Annotated in this window: 11 protein-coding genes; 3 read left to right on the forward strand and 8 right to left on the reverse strand. The window is 39.1% G+C overall.

Annotated features, from left to right (window positions below):
- Window positions 1–80: 80 nt before the first annotated feature.
- The 6 genes from IPJ16_06370 to tpx all read right to left on the reverse strand — a co-directional run bounded on the left by IPJ16_06370 (window position 81) and on the right by tpx (window position 4,473).
- Entirely contained in the window at window positions 81–431 is a 351-nt protein-coding gene (locus IPJ16_06370; GenBank protein MBK7626812.1) for an MGMT family protein, read from the reverse strand.
- Window positions 403–1,116 (reverse strand): tRNA (guanosine(46)-N7)-methyltransferase TrmB, encoded by a 714-nt coding sequence (trmB, locus tag IPJ16_06375; protein MBK7626813.1) that lies wholly within the window; start codon window positions 1,114–1,116, stop codon window positions 403–405. The genes IPJ16_06370 and trmB overlap by 29 nt, the downstream gene beginning before the upstream one ends.
- A gap of 8 nt (window positions 1,117–1,124) precedes the next feature.
- The gene (locus IPJ16_06380) at window positions 1,125–1,607 is read right to left on the reverse strand and encodes a gliding motility lipoprotein GldH (GenBank protein ID MBK7626814.1); all 483 of its coding nucleotides are present in this window, start codon (window positions 1,605–1,607) and stop codon (window positions 1,125–1,127) included.
- Window positions 1,588–2,691 carry a hypothetical protein gene (locus IPJ16_06385; protein MBK7626815.1) on the reverse strand — a complete coding sequence of 368 codons (1,104 nt, stop codon included), beginning with the start codon at window positions 2,689–2,691 and terminating at the stop codon, window positions 1,588–1,590. Before IPJ16_06385 ends, IPJ16_06380 begins: the two co-directional genes overlap by 20 nt.
- Before the next feature lie 120 nt (window positions 2,692–2,811).
- On the reverse strand, window positions 2,812–3,939 hold the full coding sequence (locus IPJ16_06390; GenBank protein MBK7626816.1) for a DNA polymerase III subunit delta': 1,128 nt from the start codon (window positions 3,937–3,939) through the stop codon (window positions 2,812–2,814).
- Between the two features lie 36 nt (window positions 3,940–3,975).
- Window positions 3,976–4,473 carry a thiol peroxidase gene (gene tpx, locus IPJ16_06395; GenBank protein ID MBK7626817.1) on the reverse strand — a complete coding sequence of 166 codons (498 nt, stop codon included), beginning with the start codon at window positions 4,471–4,473 and terminating at the stop codon, window positions 3,976–3,978.
- 314 nt (window positions 4,474–4,787) lie between these two features.
- Between tpx and IPJ16_06400 the strand changes: the two genes are divergently transcribed.
- The 3 genes from IPJ16_06400 (at window position 4,788) to IPJ16_06410 (ending at window position 7,754) form a co-directional block, all read left to right on the forward strand.
- The gene (locus IPJ16_06400) at window positions 4,788–6,050 is read left to right on the forward strand and encodes a phosphoglycerate kinase (GenBank protein ID MBK7626818.1); all 1,263 of its coding nucleotides are present in this window, start codon (window positions 4,788–4,790) and stop codon (window positions 6,048–6,050) included.
- 187 nt (window positions 6,051–6,237) lie between these two features.
- Window positions 6,238–6,768 carry a hypothetical protein gene (locus tag IPJ16_06405; GenBank protein MBK7626819.1) on the forward strand — a complete coding sequence of 177 codons (531 nt, stop codon included), beginning with the start codon at window positions 6,238–6,240 and terminating at the stop codon, window positions 6,766–6,768.
- The gene (locus tag IPJ16_06410) at window positions 6,765–7,754 is read left to right on the forward strand and encodes an acyl transferase (protein ID MBK7626820.1); all 990 of its coding nucleotides are present in this window, start codon (window positions 6,765–6,767) and stop codon (window positions 7,752–7,754) included. Before IPJ16_06405 ends, IPJ16_06410 begins: the two co-directional genes overlap by 4 nt.
- A gap of 133 nt (window positions 7,755–7,887) precedes the next feature.
- Here IPJ16_06410 and IPJ16_06415 read toward each other — a convergent pair whose 3' ends face one another.
- Together IPJ16_06415 and IPJ16_06420 are read right to left on the reverse strand one after the other, a co-directional pair.
- On the reverse strand, window positions 7,888–9,087 hold the full coding sequence (locus IPJ16_06415; GenBank protein ID MBK7626821.1) for an aminopeptidase: 1,200 nt from the start codon (window positions 9,085–9,087) through the stop codon (window positions 7,888–7,890).
- A 134-nt stretch (window positions 9,088–9,221) separates the two neighbouring features.
- Window positions 9,222–12,539 carry a VCBS repeat-containing protein gene (locus tag IPJ16_06420; protein MBK7626822.1) on the reverse strand — a complete coding sequence of 1,106 codons (3,318 nt, stop codon included), beginning with the start codon at window positions 12,537–12,539 and terminating at the stop codon, window positions 9,222–9,224.
- Between the last annotated feature and the right edge of the window lie 166 nt (window positions 12,540–12,705).

Here is a 12,705-nt window from a genome sequence, read left to right on the forward strand (position 1 = left end):
CACTGCTTTTAAAAGATTTACTCCGTGACTTACTCTGTGTAACTCCGTGTCCTCCGTGGTTTAAAAACTGGATTGATTATTTAACCTAGTTCCTTCATTGGGTCCCAGAACTTTTCCCTGAAGTTTATGATTTTGTCATCTTCGACTATAATTCCCTCATTTGCAAGAAGCTGCTCCATTGTAGAAGAGTTTCCGAAATGACGTTTTCCTGTAAGTAATCCGTTTCTGTTAACTACTCTGTGTGCAGGGATGTAATCAGGATTTTTGTGACAGGCATTAAGGGCCCAGCCAACCATCCTTGCCGATCGTCCTGATCCCAAAAAACGGGCTATCGCACCATAAGATGTTATTCTGCCGAAAGGAATTAATCTGGTGACATCGTATACCCTGGAAAAGAAGTCGTTATCCGTTTTTGGTTTTACCCTTGCCATCTCTAAAAGTCTTTTCTTTATCGAGCCTGAAGGTAATGTAGTTTATTTTTAGTCCCGCCTTCAGAAAGATATTTTCATAATGGGTTCTAATTGACAAAATATCATCAGGCAACTCCTCGGAATACAGATCATTTGTGGAAAAGAGGATTTCCTGTTCATTATATTCAACTACACTTTTTGTATAAGCATAAAGTTCTTTATTATCGGTTTTAAGATGAACAATCCCTTTGTCTTTCAGGAATTGGCGATATAAATTAAGGAACCATGGGGATATCAGTCGTTTATTTGAGTTTTTTCCGCCCGGATGAGGATCGGGAAATGTTACCCAGATCTCATCAACTTCATCAGTTGTGAAGAAGGAAGTGATAAATTCAATTCTTGTGCGAAGGAATGCTACATTGCCAAGCTTATTTTCATTTGATGTTTTAGCTCCTCTCCACATCCTGGCACCTTTTATATCGACTCCGATATAGTTTTTCCCGGGAAATCTTGTTGCAAGGCCTACTGTATATTCCCCTTTTCCGCAGCCAAGTTCAAGAACCACCGGGTTACTGTTTTTAAACAATTCTTTATTCCATTTCCCTTTTATGGGATGATCTTTTCCTGCAACCTCTCCGATTTCTGGCTGTATTACATTATCAAAAGAATCCAGTTCATTCCACCTGGCCAGTTTATTCTTTCCCACTTATTAAATTATTTGCTGAATTTTTCTATTCTGATGCCGATATCATAAACTCCCTTAAGATCTTCAACGCGCATACCATGGCGGATGCTAAACACGTATTCTCCTTTAACCGGGAAATAGACATTCGTTTTATACTTAAGGTCCAGCTCGTGGATATCTCCAAATCCTTTGCCGAACCAGTTCCCTTTTTCATCAGCCAGATTATACTGAAGTGTATCAGTTAAGCTCCTCCCGTCGGGCGATGTTGTTGTAACAAAAAGGTAGATATTCCTGAAAGGGTAGGAGGTTCCTGTCCGGATTGTAAAAAATACATTATTACTATTTATTGTATCAGTCACCGGAACATTAAATGCAGGGACGTTCTGAAGGCCCCATGTTTTATCTTTCATTGATTCCGAACCGGTATAAACTATGTTGCTGTTGCAGGAACAGATCAGTATGAGAGATGTTAAAAGTAAAATAATCAGATTTCTATTTGTCCCTCTTATCATTGAACCTTCTGTTTTTTTTCCTGTTGGGATTCCTGCTTTGCTGTTTTTTATTGTCAGGAGGATCGAACCTTGTTAAACTGTTGTTTTTTAACAAGTCCTGTGATACCGGAGTTACCTCCCACGATTCATCCACAAGTTTCAGCTTATCCACTTTTTTGCCTTTCCGGTTTAAAGCCTGAATCTCTTTTACACGCTGAACAGGCAGTGCAATAAGGTTTGCAGATGAGTGCTGATCGGTTGAGTACCAGTAGATTCCTTTATGTACTTCCATTTTAAAGAAGTAAGCAGTACAGTCGAGAGCTTCAAGCGGAACATCTCTTGGCGGGAATGATCTCTGTGCATCAAGATAACAGTCGAGTTCAAAGTTTAGGCAGCATTTCAGTTTACTGCATTGTCCGGCAAGTTTCTGAGGGTTAAGTGATAACTCCTGATATTTTGCATGAGTTGTTGTAACAGAGATGAAATTGGTGATATGCGTTGCGCAACAGAGTTCCCTGCCGCATGAGCCAATTCCTCCAATTCTTCCCGCTTCCTGACGGGCACCAATCTGGCGCATCTCAATCCTTACCCTGAATTCATCGGCAAGGACTTTAATAAGCTGACGGAAGTCAACCCGTTCATCAGCTATGTAATAAAAAATAGCTTTTGTTTTATCACCCTGGTATTCAACATCACCGATCTTCATGTTGAGTTTTAGTTCCTCGGAGATCTTGCGGGACCGAAGCATCGTAATAGTTTCAAGTTTCTTTGCTTCCTCCCATTTTTGAATATCCACAGCCTTTGCTTTCCTGTAGACTTTTTTCATGTCTTCAGAAGAAGGCTGTGCCTTCAGTTTCTTAAGCTGTTCATCCACGAGAGGACCTACCATTGAAACACGACCTATATCATGTCCGGGAGATGCTTCCACAGCAACAACATCCCCGATCTCAAGCCTCAGACCGTTAACATTTTTGAAAAACCCTTTCCGGGTATTTTTAAAACGGATCTCAACTATGTCATTCTCATCCGGCACATCCGGAATATCTTTGAGCCAGTTGAAAGAATCCAGTTTGTTATATCCGGGTTTATATGTTATGTCGGGCATACGCGGTTCCTCACCGGTCTGTCCCTGAATATCTTCATTATCTGTCATAAAACATTAATGCTATCGAAATTACTCTGCAAAAATAGTGAATAAAAGCATTATTTCAACAAATGGTAAATATCAGCGAATGAGCTTTGTAACTTTTAATGCCAGATCGAGAAAGATTATTTTTGCATTTCCGTTTGCCTCAATATGTGAGTAGACAAGATTAAACTCGTCATAAAGAGGGTATATATTCTTCTGATTAATAAAAGGATGAAAGTTCCCTGAAAAAGTCGCTTCCTCCCCGGCAAGAAAAACAAGTTTGTTTTTTTTCTGATCGAGAGTAAGCATCAGATTTTCTCTTAGTATTCTTAACGAATATGAGACGAAGTTCTTTTGGGCTTCTCTTCCTGTGGTGGCGATCTCTTCCGACCAGTTGATGACTGAGAGTACATCGCGTTTCCACGCAAATCTCATTAAGGTTCTGAACTTGTCAAGGTTGGCAAGTGATGATTCTTCATCTTCGCAGAGTGCAATTGCCCTTGAGATATTGCCTGTAGATACATGTGAGATATCGGCGGCTTTTTCATGAGAAATGCCAAACCTCTTTATAAGATATTTTTCAATATCCGTTTCGCTGAAAGCAGGAATTTTAACAAGCTGACATCGCGATAGTATAGTAGGTATAACTTTGTCGGGTTCTTCTGAAACAAGAAGAAAAAGAGTTTTCTCTGGTGGCTCCTCAATCATTTTAAGAAGCTTATTAGCTGCCGATGGATGCATTTTCTCAGGCAGCCATATGATCATTATCTTAAAGTCCGATTCGAATGTTTTTAGACTCAGTTTTTTTATTATCTCTGAAGCTTCCGATGCAAAAATAAGCCCCTGGGCATTACCTACCTCAATTGAGTCGAGCCATTCATTGAGAGTAAAAAATGTTGATTTCTTGACAAATTCCCTCCACTCTTCAAGGTAATTATCACTTACCGGATCTGTTGCTTTCTTCCCTTTTATGACAGGGAAAACAAAGTGCAGGTCGGGGTGAATCATTTTCTCATATTTAACGCAGGATTTGCAGGTACCGCAAGAGTCGGTTGCAGTACGGTTTTCACAGCTGATAAACCTTGCATAAGCAAGAGCCAGAGCCATGCTGCCGCATCCTTCCGGACCGGCAAACAGCTGTGCATGGCTTACTCTTTCTTCCTGAACTGACCTGATCAGTTTTGATATGATTTCTTTCTGACCGGGTATCTGAGAAAAATTCATTGATAACTATCCTTCAAAAAATATTCTTAATAGCTTTTATAAAGCTGCAAGAGCCTTATCATAATCGGGTTCCTGTGTTATTTCGGGAACCAGTTCAGTATAGGTTACCTTACCTGTTTCATCAACCACAACAACGCTGCGGCCATAAACGCCTGCCAGGGGTCCGTCAACAATATCAATTCCGTAAGCTTTCCCAAAAGCGGTATCGCGGAACCCTGAGAGAGTAGTTACATTTGTAATCCCTTCTGTTGAACAGAATCGGCCGTGTGCAAAAGGCAGGTCCTTTGATATTGCAAGAACAGTAGTATTGGCTTTTCCTGCAGCTAGCTGGTTAAACTTCCTTACCGAGGTAGCACAAACTGAAGTATCAAGACTCGGAAATATGTTCAGAATAAGTTTCTTGCCCTTAAGCTCTGATAGAGAAAGGTTTGAAAGGTCAGATTTTACAAGTGTAAATTCCGGGGCTTTGCTTCCTTTTGACGGTAGGTTTCCTGATGTATTAACAGGATTTCCTTTTAATGTGATTTTTGCCATAACTTTTTTTTCAAATTTAATTAAACTTTTCCATGTGGAAACATTTAAATCAGATCAATGGTTCAGTTTCCACATTGCTTTTTTAGGATGGCTCTTCTCTGTGGCTCTCTGTGTGTACTCAGTGTTTCTCTGTGTAACGAAGAAACAAGAACTGACACAGAGTTACACAGAGGTGCCACAGAGTTACACAGAGGAAGCAATTCAGGTTATTCAAAAATAAAGACAATATGTTGATTATAGTCATTTAAATATTTCCAAAAAAAATGTAGGTTTGTAGTAAAGATATTCTACAGTTAATTTTAAATATACGATCTATGAAAATGATTCAGGACTTTAATTTCAAGGGAAAGAAGGCGATAGTCAGGGTAGATTTTAATGTACCCCTCGACAAAAAAACTTTTACAGTTACCGATGATACCCGTATCAGGGGAGCATTACTCACCATCAATAAGATACTTAATGATGGCGGATGCCTGATCCTCATGTCGCATCTTGGACGACCAGAGGGACGAATGGAAAAGTATTCTCTCAAACCGGTACTTCCTGTACTGGAAAAACTTTTGGGTAAAAAAGTGCTTTTTGCCGATGATTGCCTTGGTGAATCTGCCGTAAAAATGTCAGCAGCTTTGAAACCCGGAGAGATCCTTCTCCTTGAGAATGTCCGCTTCTACCCTGAAGAAGAGGGAAAACCAATTCTTCCTGAAGGAGTATCAGAAGATGTTAAGAAAGCTGCAAAAGCTGAGATGAAGGTTAAGCAGAAGGAGATGGCTAAAAAACTTGCAAGCTATGGTGAGATCTATGTTAATGATGCCTTCGGCACAGCACATCGTGCCCATGCATCCACAGCCGTTATGGCCGATCATTTCGAGACTGACAAGAGAATGTTCGGGTTTCTTATAAACAGCGAACTTGCTGCAATGGATAAAGTTCTAAAAGAGCCGCAAAGACCATTTACTGCAATTATGGGCGGTGCAAAAGTTTCAGATAAAATCATGCTTATTGAAAACCTGCTTAACAGGGTTGATAATATAATAATAGGTGGTGGTATGACTTATACTTTTGTTAAAGCTATGGGAGGCAAGATTGGTAAATCACTCTGTGAAGAGGATAAGCTTGATCTGGCTTTGTCGCTAATAGCCAAGGCTAAAGAAAAGGGTGTGAAACTGATTCTTCCTGTTGATAGTTTAAATGCAGATAAATTTGATAATGAAGCAAATACGAAAGTATCTGCTGTTGATGCTGTTGAAGATGGCTGGCTTGGACTTGATATTGCAGAGAAAACAATTAAGGAATTCTCATCAGTAATTGAAAACTCCAGGACCATTCTCTGGAATGGTCCAATGGGAGTATTTGAGATGGAGAAATTCTCAAAAGGAACAACCGCTGTTGCGAAAGCGATTGCAGCTGCAACTGCCAAGGGAGCATACAGCCTTATAGGAGGAGGTGATTCTGTAGCCGCAATTAACAAAAACGGACTAGCCGATAAAGTAAGTTACGTTTCTACAGGCGGAGGTGCAATGCTCGAGTATATGGAAGGAAAAAAACTCCCGGGCATCACTGCAATTCGCGGAGAATAAATTATAAGATTTTAATTGAAGAGGTTGTCTGAGCGGGCAACCTTTTTTTTACCACGGAGGTCATGGAGTATCACGGAGTATTTATTCAGTGTAACTCTGTGTAACTCCGTGGTTAAAGGATTTCGTTTAGAATTCTGATACATATCATAAATTTTAGTAGATGATCTAAATCTATTATCTTTGTATTATGAAAAAGACATTCAATCTTTTGTTAACAATCATAGTTGTGATATCAGCCTGCACCAAGGTTGAAAAGACACCAACTTCAGGCATTAATACTATTGAGAACACGATATACAGGCCTGATAATCCATACATTTTAGGATTCTCATTCTCAACCGCGGAGATTGTTGCAAACAATAAAACCCCCGGACCGGATATTTTAATATTTGTTAATACCGACGTTGCCCCCTACAGACTTACTCTGCAGGCAGATAATCTCAAGCCATCGTTTTGTAAAATAGGTGATTATACATCTGAAGCAGAAGCTATTTCGGCATTTGATAATCTTCATGAAGCAGCTATTACCCGGTGGGAAGATATGGCAGATCCGATTGCTCCTAATCAGATATGGATCTACAGAACAGGTACCGATAAATATGCAAAAATCAGGATTATCAGTGTCGTTAATGAGATAAGGCAGACTGTTCCTTATGGAGAGTGTAAATTCCAGTGGGTTTACCAGCCTGATGGTTCATTAACCTTTTCTGATAAATGATCAATGATCTGAAGGATAGAATCTTCAACATCAAAAGTGAATCAGAATTTTCAGAAGTTGCGCTGGAAGTATTTCATTATCAATACGATAAAAATGCTGTATATCAATGGTTTATAGACAGCCTCGGGAAAAGTATATCTTCTGTCAAATCTCTGTCAGACATCCCGTTCCTTCCCGTGGAATTTTTCAGAAACCATAAAATCATAACAGGAAATTATCCTGTTGAGATGATATTTGAGAGCAGCGGAACAACAGGTGTAACACCAGGTAAACATTTTGTATGCGACCTCAATTTATATGAGAGGAGTTTCCTTAACACTTTCAATCAGTTTTATGGTGATCCTGAGGATTATATCATAGCTGCCCTGCTTCCTTCATATACCGAGAGAGAAGGATCTTCACTTGTATATATGGCTGATAATCTGATTAAAAGGAGCAATCATAAACTCAGCGGGTTTTACCGGAACGATACCGAAAGTCTTATAAAGACTGTTTCACAATCTAAAGGAGAGAACCGAAAGTTCTTTCTTTTAGGAGTAAGCTTTGCCCTTCTCGATCTCGCTGAGAATGTTTCACCAGATTTGAAAGATTCGATCGTAATGGAAACAGGTGGAATGAAGGGAAGAAGGAAGGAACTTACAAGGCCGGAACTTCATTCTATACTCATGAATAAGTTTAATGTTACTTCAATTCATTCAGAATATGGAATGACTGAATTAATGAGTCAGGCTTATTCAAAGGGGGAAGGAATATTTTATACTCCGCCCTGGATGAAAATTATGCTGAGAGATCCGCAGGACCCTCTTACAGTTCAAACTGAAACAGGTAGGACAGGAGGTATAAATATTATAGATCTGGCGAATATCAATTCCTGTTCATTTATCTCCACAGGCGACCTTGGCAAACTTCATGATGACGGCGGTTTTGAAGTACTGGGGCGTTTCGATAACAGCGATATCCGGGGATGTAATCTGTTGGTGGAATAGTAATCCACAATAAAAAAATCCATTAACCACAAAGGTCACAAAGGAACTTCACAAAGGTCACAAAGTGTTATAATACATTGTATTACTTTGTGTTCCTTAGTGCCTCCTTTGTGTACTTTGTGGTAAAAAAAAATTATAAACCAAGTTTTGTTTTGATTTCAGCAGGAATGGCATTTTTATGCACCATAACTGCTATAGTCTTGGCCCTTACATAATTCTCCGACATGTTGAGATACCCCCCGAATGGATTTCTTGTAGTACCCCATGAATTCTTTGTAATATAGTATTTGGTCCCATTCTGGTCTTTTACGATTCCGGTAAGATGCATCAGATGGTCGTCGGTTGTCTTTTTTGAATCAAAACCCTCCTGGCGTGATTCCTGTGTTACTTTCACTTCGGGAAAAGGGGAGCTGAACTTATATGCTTCGGCTGTAAGTTCCTCCTTTGTCATTTTACCCAGTCTGGCTTTATCAGCAGGAGAATAGGAATCAGTATTTTCAAGTTCGGGAATTATTGCAACTCCTTTGGGATGTGAAAATCCTTTTTCACTTACATCACCATCCCATGCAACTGTGTATCCGTTATTCAGCGAGTAATCCATTACCTGCATCAGTTCATCGAGAGTGACATTATAATAATTCATCTTTCTCCAGTTGTCGGGAATAGGAACAACACCCTGAGTATAGAACGGGAAAAGGGTAAAAGAAGTAATCTCAACATAATCATCCACATTCAGACCAAGTGAGGCAGAAAATGATTTTGGAGTATATCCGACGCCCTTATATGTAAATGATGATGGTGATTTTCCAAGGTAAGTGTCAAGAACCGCATCAATAATAGCCAGATACTGATCACTCTCCTTTTTTCTCTGAACAGGAACAGTTGCAATTGCATTGACAAAGGCATTTAGTTCACTGTGATTATGGTTTGGTAATCCATAATTTAATCCGGTATATGCCTCATCGGGTACAATTCCGTTTTTAGTGAATTCAACAATCCAGTCATGACCAACACTTCCCTGTCCAAGATTTCCTTTCCCCTCCTGTACAAAATTATCCCTGAGCCTGTCATAGTAGTTGTTTCTAACAATATACATCTCAGAGAGGTCATATTCACCTTTTCCCATTCTCAGAAGCTCAGCCTCAATAAAAGAGGTTGTTGCGAAACTCCAGCAGGTGCCTGTACTGGCCTGATTTTTTACCGGTGTTACCTTCAGTTCTGTAACCGGGGAGAATTTATAACCTTCATCAGGTTTGGCTGTATTTTTCTTTTGAGCAGAGGCCTCCAGGAAAATCAGGGTCAGAAGAGACAGGAAGAGAATACGGGTTTTCATATTTTCAGAAATTTAATTGAATAAGAATCAAAATGCTAAACTATAAAAAATCAGGAGAATAAAAAGTGACAAATGTTATTTATAAAGTCTGAAGTCCGAAGACCGGAGACGGAAGATGTATTAGTTCATTACATTTATTTGATTTCGAATATTTGCAGATTTGAGTCATTTACACCAGCTACGAGGTATTGTTTTCCCGATACATTTAGCGGGAGGATTTTCCTCGTATCTCCTTTTATCATAAGGCCACTTGTTGCAGGCATAAGTGGTTTAAACCCAACTACGGAATCTTTCAATAGACACAATCCATAACTCGCATCATATCTTCCCATTGAGGGTCTTACGGAATAGTCGTTTCCGACAAGTATAAGGTCTGAATTTCCATCCTGATCAAAGTCACCGGTCAGAATATCGCGAACTGGCGAGACCTGGGCTAAAACAGGAAGTTTTTCTATTTCGAAGGAGCCATTACCGTTATTAAGGAACACGCAGCTTTCAAGCAGTACGGCTTTTTTAAGTTCAGATTGACTAATTGCATTAATACCCAATAATTCCTTTATTGTTTTGCCTCCAAATTCAGAATAACTTGTGAACTTCTTTTCCAAAAATGGAATTTGACTTTTCAGCTCATCAAAAGATGCCACTGGATAACTTATTCCATTTTGGTAGGAACAGATCACCTGATCAAGAGATCCATTATTGTCAAAATCATTCAGGTACATTTCTACAGGTTCCTTAACAGATGCTTTAAGCAGGGAATTGAGTCCTAAATTTCCGCCTATTAAATCCATATCTCCATCTCCGTCTAAATCAGCAGCATGTATACAATTCCACCATCCGGAGGTATCCCCAAGACCAGATTTATCCGTTACATCTGAAAAATAGCCATTGTCATTGTTTAGAAGACATACCTTCATCCATTCACCAGTAACACAGAGGTCCTGGTCCCCATCCCCGTCGTAATCCATCCAGCAGGCATCAGTAACCATACCGATCTTTTTCATCCGTTTCATTCTGGTATCTGTAACATCTTTAAAATGACCTTTCCCATCGTTTTCAAGAAGCAACTGGTTGGGAGATAAACCATATATTCCGGGTATTGAACGTGAGCCAATAAACAAATCCAAATCACCATCATTATCAAAGTCGCCCGGACGAACACATGAGCCGTTATTAGCTGTAAAAGGTAAAGATCCTTCTTCGGCCTCAAAAAACTCACCTTTTCCGTTGTTAATAAGCAACCTGTCTTCCAGCAGGGGATTTCCAACCACTACCGCATTACCTCCCCGTACAATATAGAGATCCAAATCATCATCTCCATCTGCGTCAAATGCCGACGCATCAACGTCTTCGGAGTTGATGTCTTTAATAAATGCAGGGGCTTCGTATGGTTTGAACGATCCGTCAATTTGTTGAAAAAAGATCTTTGACGTCTGTCCTTTGGCGCCACCTATAAACAAATCATCAAGCTTGTCGCCGTTTAAATCACCAACAGTGAGGGCTGGTCCTTCATTTAACAGACTATGTGGGATAAGGTGTTCAAGAGTAAATTCAGCATATTGGTTTTCCTGGTGTTTATATTCAAGGCCTGGCAAGGCTGTTTGAGAGAATAACTTTACAAGTTTATTTTCCTTTGCATTCCCTTTATCAGACTTTGAAGAAGCATTCTTCTTTTCCAGCGTAAGAACCGTATTTACAGTAATATTTTTAATCAGTTGTTCTGTCAGATCAGGCCACCGTACACGAACCGAGTCCACTTTCCCTGATGCTCCAATCCCAAAATGTAGAACATCTGATGATGCAGACATAAATCCTCTTGTAGGAAATTGTTCAGAAACCTGTATCTGATTATCGCAGTATACAGTAACACGGGCTCCGATACCATGTGTATTCATTCCTTCTCCAAGTATTCTTACCGATAAAAAATTGTTAGCCAAAAGTTTATCAGAATTATTCATATATATTGAAGCCTGCGCATTAATGTTGTTTGTAATCAGATCAAGATCACCATCATTATCCAGATCAGCATAAGCAGAGCCATTGGAATATGTACGGGTGTTAAATCCCCATTCTTTTGCCTTATTTGAGAATGTTAGATCTCCATTGTTTCTGTAGATATAGTTGTAGTTAGGATAAAGAGGCATCTTGTCATACAATACTTTATCGGCAGCATTCTTATTTTCTTCTAAAGTAAAGTAACTATTCCTTGTTAGAAAGCTGACATAGTCCAGATCATTTGCTCTTCGATATATTCCGTTCGTAATAAAAAGATCTTTCCATCCGTCATTATCCACATCACAAAATAAAGGAGACCAACTCCAATCAGTTGCATAAACACCTGATAATCTGCCGATTTCACTGAACATTTCATTGCCTAAATTTAATTGCAATGTATTACGGACAAATTGGTTACCATATCCATCTTTAAGTTTTAACATAAACAGCTCATAGTCATCTTCACCACCTGATTGTTTCCGGATTTTTTCCTCTTCGGGCAGCATATCCAGGACAATTATATCAAGAAGGCCGTCATTGTTTATGTCTCCAATATCATTACCCATTGAGGATCTGCTTGTATGTTGAATCGATTCACTCAATCGTTCTGAAAAAGTACCATTACCGTTATTAAAATATAAATAATCATTTTCATGAAAATCATTTGATATGTATATATCAGGAAAACCATCGTTGTTGATATCGCTAATACTCACTCCTAGTCCATAACCAATCTGGCTATTGTAAATCCTTGCCTGAGTTGTTACATCATTAAAAAACTGTTTCCCATTTACATTATCATTTCTGTATAATCTGTCTCCTGCCAGTGAATCATGATCAAAGCGTAAAGATGATGGACCATAACTGCGTGAAGTATGTACTGAATGATTAAGCAGATACATATCAAGGTCCCCATCCATATCGTAATCAAAAAAAGCTGCCTGTGTTGAAAATCCCTTAAAGTCCAGTCCATATTTCTGTGCTTCTTCCCTGAATGTAAGATCCCCCTGATTTATGAACAGCTGGTTTTTCCCATGAACAACCTTATAATTTCCGACCTGGCAAACATAAATATCCAGGAGGCCATCACCATTAACGTCGGCCATTGTTACCCCGGTCTTCCAGTCACCCTCACCTGCCACTCCTGCTTTTAGGGTAATATCCTCAAATTTTAAATTTCCTTTGTTTAAGTAGAGTTTGTTGGGGTTTTGGTTTGAAGTGAAATATAAGTCAGTTAGACCATCATTATTTATATCTCCGGCAGCTACCCCAGCACCGTTGTTGAAATATAGATATTGGATCATATTAAACTGCTCGGATTCTGTCAACTGATTAATATAATCAACATTCGTAACTGCAGGGGTTAACAACGTAAACAATTCTTTTGTCCCATTCTCCTCACGGTTACAGGAAAAAATCAATAAAAGTATAGTCAGAATGAGAACAAATATTTTCATTTTAAAACATTATTGATAACACAGGAATAAAATTGATAGAATCATTGATGAGGGGCATATGATAATGTTACAAATACATGCTTTCAAAAATAATCTTTTTAGTTGATAAATATGCTTTGAAGAATTTCTCTGATGTCAGGATTTTTTCTAAAACCCACTCATTAGG

This window comes from Bacteroidales bacterium (assembly GCA_016709865.1).
Classification (GTDB): Bacteria; Bacteroidota; Bacteroidia; order Bacteroidales; family VadinHA17; genus LD21.

What these genes read in the sequence shown, in the direction of transcription:
- IPJ16_06390 (MBK7626816.1), bottom strand. Translation starts at nt 3,939, where the DNA reads ATGAATTTTTCTCAGATACCCGGTCAGAAAGAAATCATATCAAAACTG.
- IPJ16_06410 (MBK7626820.1), top strand. Translation starts at nt 6,765, where the DNA reads ATGATCAATGATCTGAAGGATAGAATCTTCAACATCAAAAGTGAATCA.
- IPJ16_06405 (MBK7626819.1), top strand. Translation starts at nt 6,238, where the DNA reads ATGAAAAAGACATTCAATCTTTTGTTAACAATCATAGTTGTGATATCA.
- IPJ16_06370 (MBK7626812.1), bottom strand. Translation starts at nt 431, where the DNA reads ATGGCAAGGGTAAAACCAAAAACGGATAACGACTTCTTTTCCAGGGTA.
- IPJ16_06380 (MBK7626814.1), bottom strand. Translation starts at nt 1,607, where the DNA reads ATGATAAGAGGGACAAATAGAAATCTGATTATTTTACTTTTAACATCT.
- IPJ16_06415 (MBK7626821.1), bottom strand. Translation starts at nt 9,087, where the DNA reads ATGAAAACCCGTATTCTCTTCCTGTCTCTTCTGACCCTGATTTTCCTG.
- tpx (MBK7626817.1), bottom strand. Translation starts at nt 4,473, where the DNA reads ATGGCAAAAATCACATTAAAAGGAAATCCTGTTAATACATCAGGAAAC.
- IPJ16_06385 (MBK7626815.1), bottom strand. Translation starts at nt 2,691, where the DNA reads ATGCCCGACATAACATATAAACCCGGATATAACAAACTGGATTCTTTC.
- IPJ16_06400 (MBK7626818.1), top strand. Translation starts at nt 4,788, where the DNA reads ATGAAAATGATTCAGGACTTTAATTTCAAGGGAAAGAAGGCGATAGTC.
- IPJ16_06420 (MBK7626822.1), bottom strand. Translation starts at nt 12,539, where the DNA reads ATGAAAATATTTGTTCTCATTCTGACTATACTTTTATTGATTTTTTCC.